The sequence below is a fragment of the Vibrio sp. B1FIG11 genome (assembly GCF_905175335.1).
In the GTDB taxonomy this organism is placed as follows: Bacteria; Pseudomonadota; Gammaproteobacteria; order Enterobacterales; family Vibrionaceae; genus Vibrio; species Vibrio campbellii.
Window position 1 is genome coordinate 2960760 of sequence record NZ_HG992751.1, and the last position, 21925, is coordinate 2982684.

A 21925-nucleotide genomic window follows, 5' to 3' on the forward strand; every position below is an offset into this window, starting at 1 on the left:
TTCTCCCGTTTTATAAAGTTGACCAACTTAAGGTAAGGCTATGATTTCAGGCATCCTAGCATCTCCTGGTATTGCAATCGGTAAAGCACTACTACTTCAAGAAGATGAAATTGTCCTAAACACAAACACTATTTCTGATGATCAAGTAGAAGCAGAAGTTGCACGTTTCTTTGACGCTCGTAACAAATCTGCAGCTCAGCTAGAAACTATCAAGCAAAAAGCGCTTGAAACTTTTGGCGAAGAAAAAGAAGCGATCTTTGAAGGTCACATCATGCTTCTTGAAGACGAAGAGCTAGAAGAGGAAATCCTAGCACTTATCAAAAACGACAAGATGACTGCTGATCACGCGATTCACTCAGTGATCGAAGAGCAAGCATGTGCTCTTGAGTCTCTAGACGACGAATACCTGAAAGAACGTGCAACTGACATCCGTGATATCGGTTCTCGTTTTGTTAAGAACGCACTAGGTATCAACATCGTTTCTCTAAGCGATATCGATCAAGAAGTTATCCTAGTAGCTTACGACCTAACACCATCTGAAACAGCGCAAATTAACCTAGACTACGTTCTTGGTTTCGCTTGTGACATCGGTGGTCGTACTTCTCACACTTCAATCATGGCTCGCTCTCTTGAGCTTCCAGCTATCGTTGGTACTAACGACATCACTAAGCAAGTTAAGAACGGCGACATGCTGATTCTTGATGCGATGAACAACAAGATCGTTATCAACCCATCTGACGCTGAACTAGAAGAAGCAAAAGCAGTTAAAGCTGCATTCCTTGCTGAAAAAGAAGAGCTAGCTAAGCTAAAAGACCTACACGCAGAAACAACTGACGGTCACCGCGTAGAAGTTTGCGGTAACATCGGTACTGTTAAAGACTGTGACGGTATCATCCGTAACGGTGGTGAAGGTGTTGGTCTGTACCGTACTGAATTCCTATTCATGGACCGTGATGCGCTTCCAACTGAAGAAGAGCAATACCAAGCTTACAAAGAAGTTGCTGAAGCAATGAACGGCGAAGCTGTGATCATCCGTACTATGGATATCGGCGGCGACAAAGATCTTCCTTACATGGATCTTCCAAAAGAGATGAACCCGTTCCTAGGCTGGCGTGCAGTACGTATCAGCTTGGATCGTCGTGAAATCCTACGTGACCAGCTACGTGGTATCCTACGTGCATCTGCACACGGTAAACTACGTATCATGTTCCCAATGATCATCTCTGTTGAAGAAATCCGTGAGCTTAAACAAGCAATCGAAGAGTACAAAACAGAACTACGCGCTGAAGGTCATGCATTCGACGAAAACATCGAAATCGGTGTAATGGTTGAGACTCCAGCTGCAGCAGCTATCGCGCACCACCTAGCGAAGGAAGTTGCTTTCTTCTCTATCGGTACAAACGACCTAACTCAGTACACACTAGCGGTTGACCGTGGTAACGAGATGATTTCTCACCTATACAACCCACTATCACCAGCTGTACTTACTGTGATCAAGCAAGTTATCGACGCTTCTCACGCTGAAGGTAAGTGGACTGGTATGTGTGGTGAGCTAGCTGGTGATGAGCGTGCAACACTTCTACTTCTAGGTATGGGTCTGGACGAATTCTCTATGAGCGGCATCTCTATCCCTAAAGTGAAGAAAGTTATCCGTAACTCTAACTTCGCAGAAGTGAAAGCAATGGCTGAAGAAGCACTTTCTCTACCAACAGCAGCAGAAATCGAAGCAGTTGTAGAAAAGTTCATTGCAGAGAAAACTCAATAATCAACTAATTCCAATGAGATAGGCGCTCAAAAAAAGTCGTCTATCTCGAAAGATTGGTATACTATAATTCGACAGAATTAAATAAAACGTTAGGAGCATGACACAATGGGTCTGTTTGACAAACTTAAGAAGCTAGTATCTGACGACAGCGCTGACGCAGGTGCAATCGAAATCATCGCACCACTATCTGGTGAGATCGTGAACATCGAAGATGTGCCAGATGTTGTTTTCGCTGAGAAAATCGTTGGTGATGGTATTGCTATCAAACCTGCTGGTAACAAAATGGTAGCTCCTGTAAACGGTACTATCGGTAAGATCTTCGAAACGAACCACGCGTTCTCTATCGAGTCTGACGACGGTGTTGAGCTATTCGTTCACTTCGGTATCGACACTGTTGAACTGAAAGGCGAAGGCTTCAAGCGTATCGCAGAAGAAGGTCAAACTGTTAAAGCTGGCGACACTGTAATTGAATTCGATCTAGCTCTTCTAGAAGAGAAAGCGAAATCAACGCTAACTCCAGTTGTTATCTCTAACATGGACGAAATCAAAGAGCTGAACAAGCTTTCTGGTTCTGTAACTGTTGGTGAAACTCCAGTTCTACGTGTAACTAAGTAATTTTTACTTAGCCGAACACGAAAAAAACGCTGCCAATGGCAGCGTTTTTTATTACCTGAAACTTTTGTTCTTGAGCGATGTTCATCGCTGCAACCTATTCAACTAAGTAAGCCAAGTGCCGAGCTCGGTCTCTGCTTCGCTTGGGCTAACAATGCGGTAGTTGCATCTTGCAGTACTTGTGAACGCACCATCTCCGTCGATTCTCGCGCAAAATCCGTATCTCGTATCCGCCCTTTTGATTCGGTCACACTTCGGTTCACCGTGTTAAGGTTATCCATGGTGCCACTCACCCGGTTTTGGAAGCCGCCTATTTCACTTCGATGTGAGTCAACGTACTTAATCGCGGCATCAATCACCCCAATTGACAGCTGTGCACCACCAGCAGTCGACATATCGATATCGTCCATTGTGATGAGCTCACCCGCACCGACATCAAGCTCATCCGCTAAACTGCCCTTTACTTCCACACCCTCTGGCGCATTCAACGTTGAGGCAAAAAATTGCAGCTCATTATTTTCCGTTACTGAGGCACTCGCTATCGATTGCTGCGCATTGATGTAAGTGGCAACTTGCTCGATGCGGTCTCCTAGTTTGAGCCTAATAGATTCAGTTTGAGATTGCCCTTTGCTGTCTTGATATTCAAGTTTGAGGGTTTGATTATCTTTAGTGACTCGCCAGTCTTTATCGACCGCATCACCAACATAATGCTGTCCTCCCATCTCTGGAATATGGCTACGCATGTTTCGTAGCGTCAAAGAGATTGAGTTGGCATTCGCGCCAATATGGAAGCTTTGTGAACCGTAAGATCCATCAAATAGGTTTTTATCTGCAAATGTCGTCGTGATCGCGACACGATCTAGCTCATCTTGCAGCGCTACAACCTCGGACTGAATACTTTGCCGGTCACTTGAATCATTGCTGCCATTTGCTGCTTGCAGCCCTAGAGAGCGTAAGCGTTGCAATATATCGCTACTCTCATGCAAAGCGCCTTCTGCGGTTTGTGCCACCGAATATGCGTCGTGCGCATTTCTCAAGGCGACATCAAGCCCTCTTGTTTGAACATTAAGAGTATTGGAGATCTGTAGACCAGCAGCGTCATCACTGGCGGAGTTAATCCGATACCCCGAAGTGAGATTGCGCTGCGATTCTATGTTTTGCTCAGCTGCGTGACCGAGGTGTCGCTGCGTCATCATCGCAGTGACATTGGTATTTAAAGAGACCATCTAATCGATACGAACTCCTTGTTCCCGTCCTGTACGGTGTACCTAATGCGTGATTTGAATAAGCAAAAAGCCAGGGGTTAGCCTGGCTTTTGTATCACGTCGATTAGGTTTATTAACCTAGTAGGCTTAGCGCTGAGTTTGGCGCTTGTTTCGCTTGCGCAAGGATTGAGCTTGACGCTTGCGATAGAATTTGTGACTTGGTCATTTGAGTCGTTTCTTTCGCGAAGTCTGTATCTTTAATACGGCTCTTCGACGCGTTCACGTTCTCGTTGATGTTATCCAAGTTGCTGATTGCGTGGTTGAAACGGTTTTGGAAAGCACCCAGCTCTGCACGGTGGCTGTCTACGTATTTCAGTGCCGCATCGATGATAGCAACAGATTCTTGCGCGCCACCTACAGAAGTAACGTCGATAGTATCTACCGTTACGTTATTGCCGTCACTTAGACCTAACTCACCAGATAGGCCGCCTGAGAATTCAACGTCGCCTTCAACTTTGTTGTTACCCGCAAACACTTGCAGTTTGCTGTCTTGGTCTACTGACGCTTTTACTAGGTCAGTTTGACCGTTGATGTAAGTCGCCAGCTCTTCGATATCGTCACCCGCTTTTGCGCTGATGTTGATTTCTTGCTCTTGACCAAAGCTGTCAGTCAGGCTGATTTTCAGGTCGTTTTTGCCTTCTTCAACGTTCCAGTTTTTGTCTTTGCCGTTTTCAGCTTGGTAGCTCACGCCGCCCATCATTTGGTTGTCAGAGCGCATGTCTTTTAGGTTCAGCATTACCGCTTCGCCGTTATCTGCACCGATTTGGAAAGACTGAGTACCGTAAGTACCGTTTAGAAGCTTGTTACCACCGAAAGAGGTCGTTTCAGCGATACGGTTTAGTTCATCGTTCAGCGCTGTTACTTCTTCTTGAATCGCAACACGTTCTGCTTTTGAGTTAGAACCGTTTGCTGATTGAAGAGACAGGTCACGCATACGTTGTAGGATGTTAGTGGTCTCGTTCATTGCACCTTCAGCAGTTTGTGCAATAGAGATACCGTCGTTCGCGTTACGAACAGCCACATCCAGGCCACGGCTTTGTACGTTCAAGCGGTTCGAGATTTGAAGACCCGCAGCGTCGTCTTTCGCGCTGTTGATTTTGAAACCTGAAGACAAACGCTCCATAGAAGTTTGTTGTGCTGAGTTTGCGTTGTTTAGGTAACGCTGAGCGGTCATCGCTGATACGTTTGTGTTTACATTCACTGCCATGGTGATTTCTCCAATTGATTTTCCGATGTAGCGGTTTCCGACGTCTCGGAAAACCAAGTAGTTCTCTCAAAGTTACTTCTATTAACGACTCGGTTTTCAGAAGCTTTAGAAAAAAATCAAAAAAAGTGAATTTGCGAGATTTAGCTAGAAAAATTGAAGAAAAGTAGAAAAAAGGCCTCAAGTTTCTGCAGCTTAAGCCGAGCGTTCTAAATTGAACAAAGAACAACCAAAAGCCAATAAAAAGCAGTGAGTTAGATGAGATTTAGGAAGACTTTATCTGGACGATAGAAAAGAAAAAGCCCCTTTTCCTTTGAGAGAACTGGGGCTAGGTTGGTAGCCAGAGCCTATGTGGAGATCAAGAGAAATGAACACATAACCGGCACACCGGGTGCAACCTTACATTGAAAATGATTGGCAGGTGAGAGATGAGAGAGCCGCACATTCTATTATAACGTTGCTTGCCATAAGCCTGCATTCCCATCCACGTCTGAATGTATTGAATACAGGCTAGGTAAACTACTGCAATAGTGACATTGCAGAGTTTGGCAACTGTTTCGCTTGAGCAAGAATCGAAGTACCTGCTTGTTGCAAAATTTGAGCTTTGGTCATTTGCGTGGTTTCTTTCGCAAAGTCCGTATCTTTAATTCGGCTGTTTGACGCATCAACGTTTTCTTGAATGTTCGCCAAGTTATTGATGCTGTGGCTTAGACGGTTTTGTTTTGCACCTAGGTCAGCACGTTGTGAATCCACGTACTTAAGCGCTGAATCCAGTACAGAAATCGCGTTTTGAGAACCTTGTACAGTTGTCATATCGATGTCTTGCACTGATGTGCGTACTGCTTCATCACTTAGACCTAAATCCGATGCTAGACCACCAGAGATTGAAATATCACCTTGCACGTTCGGGTGCGCGACGAATACTTGCAGTTTACCATCTTCGCTTACCGATGCGTTGATCATATCAGATTGGCCGTTGATGTACGTTGCCAACTCTTCAATATCGTCGCCTGTTTTTGCGTTGATGTTGATCTCTAGGTCATCTGGATTGCCGTCTTCATCTTCACCCATGCCAGGAAGGGTGATTTTTAGATCCGCTTTAGTAGGATCGACGCCCCAGTCTTTGTCTTTGCCATTCTCAGAGAAGAAAGTCACACCGCCCATACGTTGGTCATCCGCGCGGATGCTCGTTAGTGCCATAATCATCGCTTCACCAGAGCTTGAACCGATTTGGAATGCCGCTTCACCGAACGAACCGTTCAATAGACGACGACCACCAAATGATGTTGTTTCTGCGATACGGTTTAGTTCATCCGTCAACGCAGATGATTCTTCATTGATCGCTTGGCGCTCCGCTGGAGAGTTAGTACCGTTTGCAGATTGAATCGCCAAGTCACGCATACGTTGCATGACTGACGTCGCTTCGTTCATCGCACCTTCTGCCGTTTGGGCAATCGAGATACCGTCGTTCGCGTTACGCATTGCCACATCAAGACCACGAGACTGCGCAGTAAGACGGTTAGAGATCTGTAGACCTGCCGCATCGTCTTTTGCACTGTTAATCTTGTGACCAGATGATAGACGCTCCATTGAAGTGTTAAGTTCGTTGGTCGCCTTGTTTAAGTAACGCTGCGCGGTCATCGCGGAGACGTTAGTACTAACTGTTACAGCCATTATGCTCTCCTGTTGAGTTCGCAAGCTTTTGCGAAGCGGCCAGCTTTACTCTCATTTGGATAAGCACTGACCGTAAAAAATTCGTTGCTAAATCTGCTTATATGGCAAGATTTAGGATCTCGTAAGTCTGTTCTGACAACATCAATACAATTTGTGTGCCAACTTGTTTCAAACTATTTGTTCTTTTAATAATGAACAAATAAACAACAAGTTATAGCGCATATGGGGCACGAGCCTTGTCTTGCTCATATTTTGTTGTGTTGCCGAATTGCTGTTTCTCTATTGCCGCTCAAATTACCGTTGGCTTGATTGCCGCTTTCGGTCAAATCATGCCGCTTGGCTCGCATTACTCGGTGCTTTTCGTTGATTTCTCGCACTTAAGGCTTGGCACATAAGGCATTAAAATCGAACGTTTCGAGCACCGAACGCACTGCATAGACGATAGGCGCGTTAAATATAGTTAAACAACGTCAGGTCTTTGGTTTTGCCAAATGCCTGTTGTGAGGCTTGCAGTGCACGTGAATTCTCACTGAACTCAATCACTGCCTTGGAGTAATCCAAGTCCTCAAAATTGCTCTTCGCTTTCGCCAGAGACAAATTAAAATCTTCGTGGTTTTGCTCTTGAATATCGAGCGTGCTCAACTTAGCCCCCACATCGGTTCTTACTTTGTTCATGTGAACAAATGCCGCTTGGAATTCTTCCGTCATTTGATGCAGCTTTGCCGTCGCCGATGCGTCAGATACTGAGCTCTCTGACCACTGCATGGTTTCTTTGAATGCATCAAAAACACTGAAGGTTTGGCGCGGCTCCAGCGTGATGCTATCCCCTGCGGATACTTGCCCTTTCAGCTGAATGTTGACGCCTTCATATTGGATGCCGTCAATTGGCGAATAGTCATCGACTTGAACAATGCTGCCGTCTTTTTCCAGTTGGTAACCAAACTTGCCATTGCTCATATCTACAAAAGTCACTTTGTAATTTGAGTCACTTTTAGATTCATCGGTCGCTTGTCCAAGCAACAGCTCAGAGCCCTCTTGCAGGTCGTATTGCGGTTCAAAATCACCAAAAGGATTTGGGATCTCCGTAAACAGGTGATTACCCGGATAGTTGATGCCCAGCTCAATATTGCTGGCGATCTTCATCTTGCGTTGATAATCGTCACCGGTATAAACCACACTGCCGTCGTAATCGCGGAAGAAAGGCTGCGTTTTTGGTTTCGTCCCAGCAAAAACGTAGTTACCCGATTCGTCTTGAGTATTCACTAACGCTAAGAAGTTGTTGGCAATTTCTTCCAGTTCGCGCTTTTTCGCTGCGCGGTCTTCTGGAGAAAAGGCACCATTGATCATTTCCATCGTAATACGCTTCGACTCATCAACAAACTGCTCTGCATTAGCAACAACCACTTCTTGGTTTTCTAGACGGTTACGAACCAGAACAATGGCATCAAGGTATTGTTTTAACTGCTCTTCTTGTTGACCAATGCTTTGAATATAGTGCGTCGCAAGTGGATCATCACTCGGCTTAGTCAACTGCTTACCAGAAGCCAATTGCTCCTGGTTATGGTGAATCTTATTTTCCTGACGGCGCAGGTCGTTCTGCACTGACTGGTAGTTATGGAAGCTAGAAATTCGCGTTAACATCTAAGGCCTCCTTTAGCGCAACTGCAAGATGGTGTTGAAGGTGTCATTGGCTGCCTGCATCACACGCGAAGAAGCCATATACGCCTGTTGGAACTTCATCGGCCGCTTCTTCATCGAGGTTTACCCCCGATATCGACGCCACGCGCTCTTGTGCTGCCTCGCTTTCTAACTGAGCAACATCCGCTAATCGACTTGCAGTTGATGTCTTCAAACCCACATCAGTGTTCAAGTTGAAGTACAAGCTCATGATGGTCGACTCATTGCCATTCATCTTCTTGTCGGTTTGGATATTTTGCATCTTACGCAAATTGCCATTATCACCCTCAGACGGCACTAAGTTGGCGGTAAACTTATCGTTCGCCAATGCGCCTGCACTTAGCTCAAATACGGTTGCGCCGCCGTTTTTATACGCGGGGTGATTACTCGGAAGGCTCACTGAGACAGGCCCTGTCGGTGGATATGGCTGTGGAGCCATAAGCACATTGCCTTTGGTGTCTGTCACTGCGAATTGGTCACCTGTTGGAGACACCACCACTTCAAATTCACGCAAGTCACCCGCATCAAGGATTTCAAACTTCGCATTACCTTGAGCAAAAGTGGTCGATGCTTCGTAACTTTGCGCGGCGATCGCTTTTGGATCCGTTGTTTCGACTTTCATTTGTGCTGCGCTGCTACGCGTAGGACGAAGTAACACGTGCTCGCCGACCTTTGGTTCATTGCGAACTTCAACACGCATTCCGTCGATGTAGAACGCATTGCCTGCATCGGTATTAAGTTTGACGGTCTCGCCATTTGGCTTAGTCACCGCATAGCTGTCACCATCGTAACGCAACGAGTACTCACCACCTTTCAGCGCGCTGATGTCATTAACGTAAACGGCCATATCAGCCGTAGACTGAGGCCCAGCTACCACGCGAGATTTCGCCAGTCGCTCTGAGTTCACATCAGTAAACAAAGGGTCACCCACATTACCGTAGTGATCCAAACCTTGTGATTGCAGGTGGTTTACTTCACTAGAGAACGCCGTCGCTAAGCGGCCAAGCTCATCCATCACTTGTGGTATGTGCTCGTCACGCATCTTAAGTAACGCGCCAATTTTGCCGTCAATATCGTCTGATTTGATGGCTTTAATGCCGCCACCTTCAACCATAGCCAGGCGACGTTGATGAACATCTGGTGAGCCATCAATCATCTTCAATTGGCTCGCTTCGGTTCCCGAAACTAGCGTATGACCATTACCGATATGAACATTGAAGCCTTCCGAATTTTTACGTGGCGTTACCGTCACCTTGGTGTATTCAGACAGCTCTTTTATTAGTTTTTCATGTTGGTCCATCAAGTCGTTATGAGGACCTGGGGTACGCATCATCAATCGATGAACATCGCGGATTTCAACGGCAAGTTGATTCACGCGTTCAATGCCCATATCCAGTGACTTGTTAGTCACGTCCGATTGCTGGCGCACGGTTTCGTGGAATTCGTTGAGGGTATCGCTGAGTAATTTGGCTTTTTCCAGCACCACTTTGCGCGCGCCCATGTCATTTGGGGTATCCGCCATGGTTTTCACCGCATCGAACCACTCGTTCATGTTCTCTGGGATCTTTTTCGATGCCACTGAAGACAACATGCTAGAAAGCAAATCAAGGTTCTTCTCGTTATCGAGCTTGTTGGCATAGTTGGTTGTGGAGAGGTTCAGCTCTTTAACGGCAAACTCATCCCAAGAGCGGCGAACATTTTCCACATGCACGCCCATGCCGTAAGTCGAACCACCAAATTGACGCGGATCGTTGGTGCCTTGGATAACAGACTGACGACTGTAACCCTCTGTATTTGCATTAGAAATGTTATGACCAGTCGTATTCAACTGTCGCTGAGCAGTAAGCACACTTTGTGTACCCACATTCAACAAATCTGACGCCATACATGCCCCCAAAAACGAAATAAAATCGGTATTGACCGATCACCTAGTTAGCATTTAGCAAAAGGTGTGCCAGTTTAGGAAAGAAAGAGAAGACATGAAAAAAGAAAGGCTTGCACTGTGGCAAGCCTTCTCAAAATGTACATCAAGCATTCGTAATCGGATTGAATTACATACTCTCGATTTTTTGTTTTACCTGAAGCACTTTGTCTGCGTAGCTTGGGTCAGTTGCGTACCCTGCGCTGTGAATTCCACGAATGAAGGATTCAGAATCACCGCCTTGTTGAAGAGCAGTCTCGTAGCGCGGGTTCTCATTCAAGAAGCGAACATAGTCGTTAAAGCTATCTTGGTAGTTCGAGTAAGAACGGAATGCCGCCGTCTCTTTCACAGGCGTGTTATCGTGGAACTCTAGTGTTTGAGTCGTCACTTTATCACCCTGCCAACTACGGTCAGCTTTAATGTTAAACAGGTTGTTACTGCTACCACGTGCGTTCTTAACGACTTTTTGCCCCCAGCCTGTTTCTAGCGCGGCTTGAGCCAATAGCAATGAAGGTTCAACACCCAAGGCTTTTGCTGCACGGTCTGCGTATGGCTTCATCGAATTAACAAAAGACTCTGGCGAATCAAAACGTGATGGCTCTGAACCCGGTCGTGATAGCTGACCTGACTCAATCAAGCGCTGCTCAATTTCACGAGCTTTCTTCGGATCCACACGACGGTATTCCACAGCATTGTTTGCTGCATCACGCATGGCTGTTTCAGCCTTGTCGTCGCCTTGCCCAACCGTCAACTGCTTAACAATCATGTCAGCTAAGCCCATCGAACCCGACGCACTCAAGTTACTCGCCATTTGCTCATCCAGCATTTGACGGTAGAACTTTTCGTTTTGGCTGTTCATTAAGTTTGACTCAAAGCCTTCATTCGCTTCGCGCATCGACTTCAACATCATCGAAGTAAAGATCGATTCAAACTGACGAGCGGCCGCTTGCAATGCTTCATGCTCACCATCTTTGCCCTCTTTCACCGCTTTCTGACGAAGGGTATCGAGGGAACTGATGTCATGAATAAAGCCGATATCGTTAGGATTGTTAACCATGATGTCTCTCCTAATCGATTAGATGATGATCAGCTGGCCTTCAATGGCACCAGCTTGTTTCAATGCTTGCAGAATCGCCATCAAATCCGACGGAGCAGCACCGACTTCATTCACCGCTCGGACAAGGTCATCTAGTGTCAAACCCGGTTCGAACTTGAACATCTTGCCTTTCTCTTCATTCACTTCGATATCAGAGTCCGGCACAACCACAGTTTGGCCACCAGAGAAGCCGTTTGGTTGGCTCACATTGAGGTTTTCTTTGATTGCTACGGTCATGCCACCGTGCGTTACTGCCGCAGGTTTCAGACGAACATGCTTGCCGACCACAATCTACCGGTACGAGAATTCACAATGATTTTCGCCGCGCCATCTGCAGGGTCGAACTCTAGGTTTTCGATTGCTGATAAGAAGGCAACACGTTGGCTTACATCACGTGGAGCACGGACACGAACAGACGTCGCGTCAACCGCACTGGCCATTTGAGGGCCAAGGAAGTTGTTTACCGCATCCGCCATACGTTGCGCAGTGGTAAAGTCAGAATCAAGCAGGTTGAATGTGATGTAGTCACCACGTCCGAATGGGTTTGGAATTTCACGCTCTACGGTTGCACCGCTTGAAATAAGACCAACCGTTGGGTTGTTGCCCACGATTTTAGATCCATCAGCACCTTCTGCACTGAAACCGCTCACGACTAAGTTACCTTGCGCGACAGCGTACACTTGGCCGTCTAGACCTTTTAGGAAGGTTTGTAGCAAGGTACCACCGCGCAGGCTTTTTGCACTGCCGATCGAAGAGACCGTAACGTCTACTTGCTGACCCGGCTTAGAAAATGGTGGCAAAGTTGCCGTTACCATAACAGCGGCAACGTTCTTAATTTTTGGTTTGGTACCCGGCGGCATTTGAATGCCGAAGTTTTGCAGCATTGCCGCGAAGCTTTGTTCTGTAAACGGGTTTGATTCACCCGTACCCGGTAAGCCTGAAACCAAGCCATAACCCACAAGTTGGTTGCTACGCACACCTGCCACTTGCGCGACGTCTTTGATACGTGCGGCTTGGGCTGTGGTTGCAAACAGCGCAACGCTCAACAGTGCTAATAGGATTCTTTTCATGCTTACTTAATCTCGTGCAGTCAATTTGCCGTCTTTTCGACGTCTTACAGGGCTACATTAAAGAATCGTGCCAAGAAACCTGGCTCTTGCATATCTTGTGGTGAGCCTGTGCCAGAGTATTGGATTCTTGCGTTAGATACGCGATTTGACGCAATAGTATTGTCGAAATTGATGTCATCAGGGCGAATTGTGCCACTTAGACGAATGTACTCATCACCCGTATTCAGCGTCATCCACTTCTCACCGCGGATCACTAGGTTGCCGTTTGCCAGCACCTCAATCACTTCTACCGTGATGTAACCGCTGATGCTGTTGCTTTGCTTAGCCGAAGAGTCGCCTGCAAAGGTGTTGGTGTTGTTCAGATCGTACGAGAAGTTGTATTTGCCACCAATTTGCAGCTCTTGACCACCAACAGACAGAGGCTCCATCTTCGCATCGTTGGTTTTTGATAGATCGGCGTTGGCACTCTTAGTCGCACGAGTGGTTTCGTCGAGTGTTACGGTAATGATGTCGCCGATGCCACGTGGCTTAGAATCGTCATATAGGTCGGTAATGTGCTCGGTGCTAAACAAAGAGCCCGTTGCTGCCGCGTAGTGCTCTGGTTTTTGTTTAGGGTGAATCGGTGCCCATGCCGGATCGCCTGCTACCGGATCAGTTCTGCCGCGCAAAGTATCAATGATGCCGCTGCTCTCTTCTTTCGACTTATCGCCTTCAACCGCATCCACCACCGTTGTCGCTTGGCTGACTTCGTCGGTTTCAATCGGTTCTAGCATCGCACAACCAGACATGGTCGTGATAAGTGCAAGTAGACAAATACGTTTCATCATTGGCTCCCTAAATCCCGCTCTTAGTGATTACAACTGCTGGTTAACGAAGCTCATCATCTTGTCGACCGATGAGATCACTTTTGAGTTCATTTCGTACACGCGTTGCGCTTCGATCATGTTGACCAGCTCTTCCGTCACGTTCACGTTAGATGCTTCCAGCATGGATTGACGAATTTCGCCCAAACCATCAAGACCAGGGACACCTTCTTGTGGGTCACCGCTTGCGCCAGTTGGTAAGTAAAGGTTCTGACCGATTGGCTCAAGACCACCCGGGTTTACGAAGTCAGTAATGGTTAGCTGACCAACTACAACGTTGTTTTGCTCACCACGAATACGCACAGAGACTTCACCGTCTGTACCAACCGTGATAGAAATTGCGTCCTCAGGAATCACAATCTCCGGCTCTACAGGGTAGCCAGAGCCAGAAGTCACTAACGTACCTTCGCCATCCAACGTGAACTGACCGTTACGGGTGTAACCGATGTTGCCGTCTGGCAACGTCACTTGGAAGAAGCCATCGCCTTCCACCATCATGTCGAGTGCGTTGGTTGTGGTTTGCGCGTTACCGTGCGTGTGCACTTTTTGCGTCGCAACCACTTTAGAACCGGCACCCAGCATCAAACCACTTGGCAGTTCCGTGTTCTGAGAAGATTGGCCGCCTGGCTGGTTGATGTTTTGGTAGAACAAATCTTCAAATACCGCACGGCTCTTTTTGTAACCTACGGTTGAGGCGTTCGCCAAGTTGTTCGAAATCGTTGCGATGTTGGTCTGTTGGGCGTCTAGACCTGTTTTACTTACCCATAGTGCTGGATGCATTGTGAACCTCTAACTCTGTTAACTCATACGAAGCAATGAATCTGAAGACTTATCCATCTCTTCAGCGGTGCTCATCATTTTGACCTGCATTTCAAACTGACGCTGCAGGTCAATCAGAGCGGTCATTTCACCTACGGCATTCACGTTACTACCTTCAATAGCACCGGTTTGGATGCTGATAGAGCCGTCTGCTTCGTAAGGCTGGTTTGGAGTTTTATGGCGGAATAAGCCATTGGTATCTTTAAACAAGTTTTGATCGTCTGTGCGTACAAGCTTGATACGATCAACCACTTCTAATTCTTCAGCCGGCGCACCTTGAGGCAGTACAGAGATGGTGCCGTCACGACCGATTTCGATTTTGGAGACTGGGATTGGCAAGGTGATTGGCGCATCGTTTTCGCCCAACACCACATGACCACTTGCATTCGTTAGCAAGCCGTTTTGATCCACTTTTAGGTTACCGTTACGCGTCAAACCTTCTTTGCCAGTTTGGTCCATAACAGAAATCCAGCCGCTGCCTTCTACCGTAATATCGAGGTCACGACCGGTTGTGATCACACTGCCTTGCGCAAAGTTATGTCCTGGACGTTCCGTCATACTGAATACACGTGAAGGCAAACCTTCACCATAAGCTTGCATAGAGCGAGCTTGTGCTAAGTCAGCACGGAAGCCAGTTGTACTCACGTTTGCCAGGTTGTTGGCACGCAATTGCAGGGCCTGCATATTTTGCTTGGCGCCGCTCATTGCGAGAAACAGTGCGCGATCCATAAATTACTCCAAAAGTTCTCTGTACAAGGGAGTAAAAGCAATAGTTATGCCAACATTAAAATAATGTTATTAATCAAAAGCTTGAATATAAATTGAGGGTTTTCAGATGGCAATTCAGGATGAATAAGCCAAGAGAGAGGCAATGTTTGATCCGTCTAGCGGCAACAGCGGCAAGCCAGAGATCAAAGCATGCCCAACCTGAACTGAGGTATTTTCAGGTTGAGCACCAAATGAATGTCATGATGTCATCAAACGATACGGCAAGTGCTCGCAGCGTTTGATTAAGCAGATGATAGAGCTATCTAACTAGCGCTCTAACGAATCTGCAGGATATTTTGTTGTAGCTGGTTGTGTACTTCTAGCGCACGTGAGTTCGCTTGGAAGTTACGCTGAGCAGAGATCAGATCCACCAGCTCTTGAGTCATATCAATGTTTGATTGCTCTAGCATACCGTTGTTAATAGTACCGAAAGAGCCTTTATTTGATTCACCCCAGATCTTGTCACCAGAGAACTGAGTTGAATCCCATTGAGTACCGCCTTTCTTATCCAGACCTTGCTCGTTTGGAACACGCACTAGCGCCACACGACCCAATGTTACGTTTTCACCGTTTGAGTAAGTACCCAATACGCTGCCGTTTTCATCAAAGTCTACTTTAGTCAGGAAGCCCGTTGTCGCGCCATCTTCATCGAACTTAGTCAGTTCAAATGGTGCAGCAAACTGAGTCGCTGAGCCTAAACCAAAATTAAGTGTTTGCGCAGGATCCGCGCCGTTTAAATCCACCGGGTTAGTGTTTGTCGCAGGATCGCCCAACGCTACCGATGTGATTGGCTGACCGTTGTTTAGGCTTGCCAACGTGCCATCGTTGTTGAACTTCATCGTGTGACCAACGTGACCCGTTGGCGTTGCAGCATCACCGTTAGCAACATTCAATGGCTTTTCGCCGCCTTTGTCTGTCACTGTGTAGTAAGTTTGCCACGTGTTCGGCTGAGTTTGGTCTTTCAAGTAGTAAGTCGTTAGCTTGTAAGACTGACCCATCGAGTCATAAATCGTTGAAGACGTCGAACGGTTGTATGTATCTGGATCTGAGAAATCAAACTGCGTTGGATCTTTCAAATCACCATTAGCTGGTAAGTTCACACCCACTTCAATGTTCGCTGTTTGCTTTGGCTTACCAAATTCTGCAGGAATATTGATTGGCTGTGGCTCGTAAGATGAAACCTCACCAGACTCAGGGTTTACTTGGTAACCAAGTAGGAACTCATCGTTCGCTGTTACCATGTAGTTATCTTTGTTCAAATGGAACGCACCGTTACGTGTCATTTCATTTTGTTGTGGGATAAGGCGATCTTTCGCTACTGCGAAGAAACCCGTACCCGACACACGCAAGTCCATTGGGTTGTTGGTGTAAATGCTTGAACCTTCGTGGAACTGTTGCGCCACTTGGTTCGCTTGTGCACCGCCACCCGGAGTGGTTTTTGCGTTAGTGAACAAAGAGTTTGAGTACACATCGCTGAATTCCGCACGAGACTCTTTAAAGCCGTACGTGTTGGCGTTCGCAATGTTGTTACTGGTGGTGTTCAAATCCAGTTGAGCGGAGGACAAACCGCTTAAAGATACATATGACATTCCAAAATCTCCTAACCTGACGCGCTATTGAATTACGCTTTGCCGACTTCCAATACTTCTGCAAGTCGAACTGGCGATTCAAAACCTGCCAGATTGAGTAATACGTTTCCGTCGCCCTTACCTAGCAATACACTGTTCACGTTTGCGTAAGTAGACACTGGGAACTCTTGCGACTCCCCATCTACCAAGCCAGACGCTTTCACATTGTATTTGCCAGCAGGCATTGGATTTCCGTTTTCATCATTACCGTCCCAAAGCACACGAGTGTCGCCGGCTGGTTTCGCACCTACCTCAAAAGTACGCACCAATTGGCCCGCTTCGTTTTCCACTCGAACAAACAAGTTGTCGAGAGGTTGTGCAAGCTTAACCATTGCCGCCATTGTTGCATTGTCTTGCTTTACACCCGCCGCGCCTGGGACCAATACGTCACGACCAACCAAAGAGGAAGCTTGTAACGCTTGGTTTGATGTCATTGACGAGTTCAAACTCTCGAACTGAGAGTTCATCTTGCCGATGCCATCTACGGTCGCAAATGACGCCATTTGCGCAATCATCTGGTCATTACCTACCGGCTTAAAAGGGTCCTGCTGAGACAATTGCTTGGTGAGCAAAGATAGGAAGTCTTCCTGTTTCAGGTCCTGCTTACCTGTGCTCTCTTCAGTCTTCTTGTTCTCTTGTAGGCTTTTAAGCTGGTCGATATAGGACAAGCCGCTTTGACCAACGTTGTTAATTCCGGCCATACGCTACCCCCTTATCCTTATTGACCCATCTGCAGCGTACGCAGCAGCATTTGTTTACTAGAATCCGCTACTTGCACATTGGTTTGGTATGCGCGAGAAGCCGAAATCATGTTTGCCATTTCTTCCATTACATTCACGTTGGGCTTGTAGATGTAGCCTTCGTCGTTTGCAAGGGGATGGTCTGGGTTGTACTCCGCATTCAGCGGTTTATCGCTTTCTACAATACCCATCACTTTCACTGGCACCGTATCACCGCCACGCATGGCGTTACTTAACTCAGCACCAAATACAGCATGACGCGCTTTGTAAGTGTCTTTCGCAGAGCTGCTGACACTGTCGGCGTTCGCCAAGTTGCTTGAGGTAGTATTCAGACGAACGGATTCAGCGCTCATTGCGGAACCTGTCACATTGAAAACGTTAAATAAGCTCATCTAAATTATTCCCCTTTGATTGCTTTGGTTAAGTTCTTGAATTTGCTGCCTAGAAAGTCGAGTGATGCTTGGTGTCTGATTTGGTTTTGCATAAACAAGTTACGCTCTAAATCCAAATCTACCGTGTTGCCATCGCCCGTATCTGGTTGCGTAGGAAGACGATATAGCTTGTCCCCGACCAAGGTTGTAGTGGCAGGAATGTGCCGACCATCTGTGCGGCTAAGACCAATGCTTGCCCCGGATGTTGCCGCCTGCAATTCCTTAGCAAAGTCTAAACCTCTTGATTTGTAGCCAGGCGTGTTTGCTTGCGCGATGTTGGTGGAAATCACCTCCGCGTTGCGCTCACGTACGCCCACCGTGTACTGGTGGATGCCTAATGCATTGTCAAAAGATATAGCCATGTTTGCCTCTACAGTAAGAACTGACCGTTATTAATAACTAAAAAGCAATTAGCGTGCCAAAAATAGAGCATGCCGTTTTGCCGCTTCAGTTACCTAAGTCATGGATTGCAATAAGCAAGCCAAGGTGATTGATGGAGTGTCATATCGAACCGAGTAATCAGCTCGGCTCACTAAAAATATACACCCTATGCTTGTGCGCAGGCAAAAATGGTCGTGGCTTTTACAACAGAGATGGGAAAACGACAGCAACAGTTGGGAAGCAGGGGCAAAAGTGAAACCAAGTTAACTAAGAATAGTGAGAAAAGAAAAGCCTGACACGAGGTCAGGCTTTTTAAATGATTAAAAGAGTCAGCTAGTAAGCGGGTTGCTACTTTAGCTTATAAATAATGCCCGGGTTGCAGCGCACCATTTCAAATTTGTCCGTTAAACCCGTCAGTGACTCTGACGCCCCCAACAGCAAGTAACCGCCTGGGTTTAGGCTGTTTGCCATTTGGTTTAGTACTTTAGACTTCATCTCTGGTGAGAAGTAAATCAGTACGTTACGACAGAAAATGATATCGAACTTACCCATCAGCGCGTAGCTGTCCATCAAGTTTTGAGGACGGAAGTTCACTAGGCGTTTAACGTTGTCTTTCACTTTCATGCGGCCATCGCCTGCATCTTCAAAGAAGGTGCGACGACGCTCAGGCGAAAGCCCACGCCCTAGCGCTAGGTTGTCGTAAACACCAGCACGACACATATCTAGCATGCTTGCAGAAATGTCTGTTGCGGTGATCGACACGCTTGGCAATAAACCTGGTTTACGCTGCTGAGTTTCCAAAATGGTCATTGCCATTGAGTAAGGTTCTTGACCTGACGAGCTGGCTGCTGACCAAATTTTGATTGGACGCTTGTTTGCCGCCATCTCCGGCAACAGTTTGTCAGCTAATACCGTGAACGGATAAGTATCTCGGAACCACAATGTTTCGTTAGTCGTCATCGCATCAACAGCGGCAACTCGTAGTTCACGGTTACGGCCTGTCACGACATCACGTAGCAAATCCGACAGCGACGCCAGCTTGAACTTTGTCACAAGCGGGCTCAGTCGGCTGCGTACTAGGTATTGCTTACTGTCACCTAATACGATGCCACATTGTGATTCTAGAAAACGGCTAAAGTCACGATACTCTTGATCACTGATTGTAATAGCAGTCATTAATGTCTCTTTTATTGTGTTAATGCAGATTTAACCGCGTTACCCAATTCATCTGGGTTAAATTTCGCAATGAAGGTGTTAGCACCTACGCGCTCAACCATGGCTTGGTTGAAGACGCCACTCAATGAGGAGTGCAGGATAACATAAAGGTTCTTCAAATCTGCATTTCGGCGAATTTCGGCCGTTAGTGTGTAGCCATCCATCTCTGGCATTTCGATATCTGAAATGACCAAAGAAATCTGATCGTAGATGCTACCTTCTTGTGCCATTTCAAGCAGCTTATTGTACGCTTCTTTACCATCTTTCACAGAGACAACTTCAAAACCAATTGAAGTAATTGCACGTTCAACCTGCTTACGTGCCACCGTTGAGTCGTCTGCGATCAATACGCGACGCACGATTGGCTTCTCTTGTTCAGCAACTGCGATCTCTTCGCCGATGCTTGAATCCATGGTTTCGTCTACTGGAGCAATCTCTGCCAAGATTTTCTCAACGTCCAGAATTTCTACTAGCTCGTTGTCGATGTTTGTTACCGCTGTTAGGTAGTGCGCTTTACCTGCACCATCTGGCGGCGGCAAAATCGCTTCCCAATGCATGTTAATAATGCGCTCAACCGAAGACACCAAGAACGCTTGGATAGTACGGTTGAATTCAGCAATCACAACAAAACATTTATCAATATCTGTGGTTGGACGGCCACCGATTGCCAGACTTAAATCAATCACTGACACAGTATGGCCACGGATATGAGCGACACCTTTCACTAGTGGATGCAGATTTGGCATCGAAGTCAGCTTAGGGCACTGTAGTACTTCTTTTACTTTGAATACGTTAATGCCGTAGCGCTGTCGTCCCATCAACCGAAAAGTCAGTAGTTCCAATCGGTTTTGGCCGACGAGTTGCGTACGCTGATTCACCGAATCAAGAATCCCCGTCATATGCTCATCTCCATCTCAAACTTTTTGTTTTTAAATGATACTCTACGGCTGGCAGGCATAATACCAGAGAAACAGTATGGCGTATCATAATATAAAATCGACACCATTTACTATGACAATATGTAGAGCGTTATTTACAAAGTACGCTAAGTCTATCGGCATTTTGCTCAGTATGTTTAGCTTTTTTGTTCATTCAGCAACGGAAAGTCAGATCGAGCAAATCCGAACCGCCGCTGAGCAGCACATTCTTAGCACGGTAGAGCAGCCAGCGGGAGGAAATTTGTCGGTCAATGCGGCAAATATTGATCCACGTATCAAAGCGACAGATTGCCCAGAGCCCCTTGATACATCCGCATCGTCAACCAGTAGCACGCGCAGCAACATTAACGTGTTGGTTGAGTGCCCTGCTGATGACTGGAAAGTTTATGTGCCTGTGAGGATCTCAGCGTCTGTACCAATGATCGTTTCGACTCGTCAGCTCGGTCGCGGTGAGATCATCAGCGCTTCAGATGTGACAACTTCAATGATCGAATTGCAGCGTTTCCGTAAAGATGGCTTTACCACCTACGATCAAGTCATCGGCGCCAAGCTAAAACGTAACGTTCGTCTTGGCGATGTGGTTGAGCGCAATGATGTCTGCGTGGTTTGCCGCAATGAAAAAGTGACGATTCAAGCCGTAAAAGGTGGCATGACGATCACCACGCAAGGCACGGCGCTACAAGACGGATCCGCCGGCGATCAAGTAAGAGTGAAAAATGATAAGTCCCAACGTATAATAGAAGGAATTGTGACAGGCATCGCGGAAATCACCATCACCTTCTAGGGTTGGCTGGTGTACGGCAAATCGATCAATAAAAATGCAAAAAACCACTAAAGTTATTTTGCCCTTGGTCGATAGTCTGGATACCAGTATTACGATACGAGTTTAAGGTTGAAATATGGCAGGTATAGATAATATACGTTCAGGTCAGATGATGACGACAACCAGTCGCGCACCTGCACGTACTGATTCTAGTGCTACTAGCACTACAGAATCGAAAAAAGCGCCAGCACAACAAGACGCGGTATCACTAAGCCAACAAGGCAAAGCAGTCAGCAAACTCCAAAAGGACATGGCAGCTTCACCGGCTTATGACAGCGCGAAAGTAGCGGCAATCAAAGAAGCAATTGCAAACGGTTCATACAAAGTTGACCCAGAAAAGCTGGCTGACAACATGATCAAGTTTGAAAACGAATTGCAAGGCAAAAGCTAACTGACTTAGGCCCAAGGTAAGTATTCATGGCAGCATTAGTTGATCTTGTTAACTTCCAGCTAGAAAATGCAAAAGCACTTTCTGGAGTGTTACGTCAAGAAACACAGGCGATCAGCGCACGTGTATCTGCTGAGATCGAGAAACTTGCCAAAGAAAAGATGACACTCATTGGTCAATTGAGAACCACTGACCAGCGAATTGCCTCTCACCCGCACGTCAATCAACTTACCGAAGACGAAAGCCTAAGTCAGGTTGTCGCACAGGTCCAATCCATCATTCTCGATTGTCAGCAAGTAAACCAAATGAACGGTGAGTCGCTCAATCGTGCCCAATCCAGCTTCAATAAACTTAACAACATGCTTCAGCGTACCCACGGTAAGGTCGGCATGACCTACAATGCCGGCGGCAAAACTCATACCATTTCAACGCTAGGCACTAACATCAAAGCCTAACTCTTTGAATCAATCCCACGACTACCCTATCGACGTTATCTTGTAGCCAGCAGCTTTATTCCTCTGAGCTTTTATTACTCTAAGCGTAGCCAAACAGTATCCAAAAGCTGACACACGTAAAACTAACGCACATAAAAAAGCGACCGATTGTTGCCAATCCGCCGCTCAAGTCGATTATCTGTTTGTGAAGTT

General features: G+C 46.7%; 21 protein-coding genes and 2 pseudogenes. 7 read left to right on the top strand and 16 right to left on the bottom strand.

Annotated features, from left to right (window positions below):
* Positions 1–40: 40 nt before the first annotated feature.
* The gene (gene ptsI, locus KHO06_RS13620; RefSeq protein WP_212581753.1) at positions 41–1765 is read left to right on the top strand and encodes a phosphoenolpyruvate-protein phosphotransferase PtsI; all 1725 of its coding nucleotides are present in this window, start codon (positions 41–43) and stop codon (positions 1763–1765) included.
* Positions 1766–1870: 105 nt separating this feature from the next.
* The gene (gene crr / locus KHO06_RS13625; RefSeq protein ID WP_005425608.1) at positions 1871–2380 is read left to right on the top strand and encodes a PTS glucose transporter subunit IIA; all 510 of its coding nucleotides are present in this window, start codon (positions 1871–1873) and stop codon (positions 2378–2380) included.
* A gap of 98 nt (positions 2381–2478) precedes the next feature.
* Here the strand turns inward: crr and KHO06_RS13630 are convergent, their stop codons facing one another.
* From KHO06_RS13630 to KHO06_RS13640, 3 genes are all read right to left on the bottom strand, one after another.
* Positions 2479–3603, bottom strand: coding sequence for a flagellin (locus tag KHO06_RS13630; protein WP_212581754.1), 1125 nt, complete (start codon positions 3601–3603; stop codon positions 2479–2481).
* A 112-nt stretch (positions 3604–3715) separates the two neighbouring features.
* Complete coding sequence (locus tag KHO06_RS13635; protein WP_212581755.1) at positions 3716–4849, bottom strand: flagellin; 1134 nt, start codon at positions 4847–4849, stop codon at positions 3716–3718.
* 516 nt (positions 4850–5365) lie between these two features.
* The gene (locus KHO06_RS13640) at positions 5366–6520 is read right to left on the bottom strand and encodes a flagellin (protein ID WP_005425620.1); all 1155 of its coding nucleotides are present in this window, start codon (positions 6518–6520) and stop codon (positions 5366–5368) included.
* 236 nt (positions 6521–6756) lie between these two features.
* Between KHO06_RS13640 and KHO06_RS13645 the strand changes: the two genes are divergently transcribed.
* Positions 6757–6915 (top strand): hypothetical protein, encoded by a 159-nt coding sequence (locus KHO06_RS13645; RefSeq protein ID WP_212582487.1) that lies wholly within the window; start codon positions 6757–6759, stop codon positions 6913–6915.
* 55 nt (positions 6916–6970) lie between these two features.
* Here KHO06_RS13645 and flgL read toward each other — a convergent pair whose 3' ends face one another.
* From flgL to KHO06_RS13680, 7 genes and pseudogenes are all read right to left on the bottom strand, one after another.
* The gene (flgL, locus tag KHO06_RS13650) at positions 6971–8161 is read right to left on the bottom strand and encodes a flagellar hook-associated protein FlgL (RefSeq protein ID WP_212581756.1); all 1191 of its coding nucleotides are present in this window, start codon (positions 8159–8161) and stop codon (positions 6971–6973) included.
* 12 nt (positions 8162–8173) lie between these two features.
* Positions 8174–10082, bottom strand: a pseudogene (gene flgK / locus KHO06_RS13655) (flagellar hook-associated protein FlgK).
* 166 nt (positions 10083–10248) lie between these two features.
* Positions 10249–11175 (bottom strand): flagellar assembly peptidoglycan hydrolase FlgJ, encoded by a 927-nt coding sequence (gene flgJ, locus KHO06_RS13660; RefSeq protein ID WP_005438655.1) that lies wholly within the window; start codon positions 11173–11175, stop codon positions 10249–10251.
* 80 nt (positions 11176–11255) lie between these two features.
* Positions 11256–12284, bottom strand: a pseudogene (locus KHO06_RS13665) (flagellar basal body P-ring protein FlgI).
* A gap of 44 nt (positions 12285–12328) precedes the next feature.
* Positions 12329–13108, bottom strand: coding sequence for a flagellar basal body L-ring protein FlgH (gene flgH, locus KHO06_RS13670; RefSeq protein WP_005425645.1), 780 nt, complete (start codon positions 13106–13108; stop codon positions 12329–12331).
* Between the two features lie 30 nt (positions 13109–13138).
* The gene (gene flgG / locus KHO06_RS13675) at positions 13139–13927 is read right to left on the bottom strand and encodes a flagellar basal-body rod protein FlgG (protein WP_005425600.1); all 789 of its coding nucleotides are present in this window, start codon (positions 13925–13927) and stop codon (positions 13139–13141) included.
* An 18-nt stretch (positions 13928–13945) separates the two neighbouring features.
* Positions 13946–14695 carry a flagellar basal body rod protein FlgF gene (locus KHO06_RS13680; RefSeq protein ID WP_005425588.1) on the bottom strand — a complete coding sequence of 250 codons (750 nt, stop codon included), beginning with the start codon at positions 14693–14695 and terminating at the stop codon, positions 13946–13948.
* A 119-nt stretch (positions 14696–14814) separates the two neighbouring features.
* Between KHO06_RS13680 and KHO06_RS13685 the strand changes: the two genes are divergently transcribed.
* Positions 14815–14976, top strand: coding sequence for a hypothetical protein (locus KHO06_RS13685; RefSeq protein ID WP_212581757.1), 162 nt, complete (start codon positions 14815–14817; stop codon positions 14974–14976).
* 33 nt (positions 14977–15009) lie between these two features.
* On the opposite strand, the gene flgE is transcribed toward KHO06_RS13685, so the two are convergent.
* The 6 genes from flgE to KHO06_RS13715 form a co-directional block, all read right to left on the bottom strand.
* Entirely contained in the window at positions 15010–16323 is a 1314-nt protein-coding gene (gene flgE, locus KHO06_RS13690) for a flagellar hook protein FlgE (protein WP_005425641.1), read from the bottom strand.
* Positions 16324–16355: 32 nt separating this feature from the next.
* Positions 16356–17063 (bottom strand): flagellar hook assembly protein FlgD, encoded by a 708-nt coding sequence (flgD, locus tag KHO06_RS13695; protein WP_005425626.1) that lies wholly within the window; start codon positions 17061–17063, stop codon positions 16356–16358.
* Between the two features lie 17 nt (positions 17064–17080).
* Positions 17081–17494, bottom strand: coding sequence for a flagellar basal body rod protein FlgC (flgC, locus tag KHO06_RS13700; protein WP_005425613.1), 414 nt, complete (start codon positions 17492–17494; stop codon positions 17081–17083).
* A gap of 5 nt (positions 17495–17499) precedes the next feature.
* On the bottom strand, positions 17500–17895 hold the full coding sequence (gene flgB / locus KHO06_RS13705) for a flagellar basal body rod protein FlgB (RefSeq protein WP_005425594.1): 396 nt from the start codon (positions 17893–17895) through the stop codon (positions 17500–17502).
* A 367-nt stretch (positions 17896–18262) separates the two neighbouring features.
* Positions 18263–19090, bottom strand: coding sequence for a protein-glutamate O-methyltransferase (locus KHO06_RS13710; protein ID WP_010650748.1), 828 nt, complete (start codon positions 19088–19090; stop codon positions 18263–18265).
* An 11-nt stretch (positions 19091–19101) separates the two neighbouring features.
* On the bottom strand, positions 19102–20028 hold the full coding sequence (locus KHO06_RS13715; protein WP_005425637.1) for a chemotaxis protein CheV: 927 nt from the start codon (positions 20026–20028) through the stop codon (positions 19102–19104).
* Positions 20029–20104: 76 nt separating this feature from the next.
* Between KHO06_RS13715 and flgA the strand changes: the two genes are divergently transcribed.
* The 3 genes from flgA (at position 20105) to flgN (ending at position 21733) form a co-directional block, all read left to right on the top strand.
* Complete coding sequence (gene flgA, locus KHO06_RS13720) at positions 20105–20851, top strand: flagellar basal body P-ring formation chaperone FlgA (protein ID WP_045417847.1); 747 nt, start codon at positions 20105–20107, stop codon at positions 20849–20851.
* 115 nt (positions 20852–20966) lie between these two features.
* Positions 20967–21281 carry a flagellar biosynthesis anti-sigma factor FlgM gene (gene flgM, locus KHO06_RS13725; RefSeq protein WP_005425628.1) on the top strand — a complete coding sequence of 105 codons (315 nt, stop codon included), beginning with the start codon at positions 20967–20969 and terminating at the stop codon, positions 21279–21281.
* Between the two features lie 26 nt (positions 21282–21307).
* Complete coding sequence (gene flgN, locus KHO06_RS13730) at positions 21308–21733, top strand: flagellar export chaperone FlgN (protein ID WP_212581758.1); 426 nt, start codon at positions 21308–21310, stop codon at positions 21731–21733.
* Positions 21734–21925 lie beyond the last annotated feature (192 nt).

Bases quoted from the DNA above. Each gene is read 5' to 3' on its own strand.
- flgH (WP_005425645.1), bottom strand. From the start codon at position 13,108: ATGAAACGTATTTGTCTACTTGCACTTATCACGACCATGTCTGGTTGT.
- crr (WP_005425608.1), top strand. From the start codon at position 1,871: ATGGGTCTGTTTGACAAACTTAAGAAGCTAGTATCTGACGACAGCGCT.
- KHO06_RS13635 (WP_212581755.1), bottom strand. From the start codon at position 4,849: ATGGCAGTGAATGTAAACACAAACGTATCAGCGATGACCGCTCAGCGT.
- flgA (WP_045417847.1), top strand. From the start codon at position 20,105: ATGGCGTATCATAATATAAAATCGACACCATTTACTATGACAATATGT.
- flgM (WP_005425628.1), top strand. From the start codon at position 20,967: ATGGCAGGTATAGATAATATACGTTCAGGTCAGATGATGACGACAACC.
- flgC (WP_005425613.1), bottom strand. From the start codon at position 17,494: ATGAGCTTATTTAACGTTTTCAATGTGACAGGTTCCGCAATGAGCGCT.
- KHO06_RS13715 (WP_005425637.1), bottom strand. From the start codon at position 20,028: ATGACGGGGATTCTTGATTCGGTGAATCAGCGTACGCAACTCGTCGGC.
- flgN (WP_212581758.1), top strand. From the start codon at position 21,308: ATGGCAGCATTAGTTGATCTTGTTAACTTCCAGCTAGAAAATGCAAAA.
- KHO06_RS13680 (WP_005425588.1), bottom strand. From the start codon at position 14,695: ATGGATCGCGCACTGTTTCTCGCAATGAGCGGCGCCAAGCAAAATATG.
- KHO06_RS13630 (WP_212581754.1), bottom strand. From the start codon at position 3,603: ATGGTCTCTTTAAATACCAATGTCACTGCGATGATGACGCAGCGACAC.
- flgG (WP_005425600.1), bottom strand. From the start codon at position 13,927: ATGCATCCAGCACTATGGGTAAGTAAAACAGGTCTAGACGCCCAACAG.
- flgB (WP_005425594.1), bottom strand. From the start codon at position 17,895: ATGGCTATATCTTTTGACAATGCATTAGGCATCCACCAGTACACGGTG.
- KHO06_RS13685 (WP_212581757.1), top strand. From the start codon at position 14,815: ATGAATAAGCCAAGAGAGAGGCAATGTTTGATCCGTCTAGCGGCAACA.
- KHO06_RS13640 (WP_005425620.1), bottom strand. From the start codon at position 6,520: ATGGCTGTAACAGTTAGTACTAACGTCTCCGCGATGACCGCGCAGCGT.
- flgD (WP_005425626.1), bottom strand. From the start codon at position 17,063: ATGGCCGGAATTAACAACGTTGGTCAAAGCGGCTTGTCCTATATCGAC.
- ptsI (WP_212581753.1), top strand. From the start codon at position 41: ATGATTTCAGGCATCCTAGCATCTCCTGGTATTGCAATCGGTAAAGCA.
- flgL (WP_212581756.1), bottom strand. From the start codon at position 8,161: ATGTTAACGCGAATTTCTAGCTTCCATAACTACCAGTCAGTGCAGAAC.
- flgJ (WP_005438655.1), bottom strand. From the start codon at position 11,175: ATGGTTAACAATCCTAACGATATCGGCTTTATTCATGACATCAGTTCC.
- KHO06_RS13710 (WP_010650748.1), bottom strand. From the start codon at position 19,090: ATGACTGCTATTACAATCAGTGATCAAGAGTATCGTGACTTTAGCCGT.
- flgE (WP_005425641.1), bottom strand. From the start codon at position 16,323: ATGTCATATGTATCTTTAAGCGGTTTGTCCTCCGCTCAACTGGATTTG.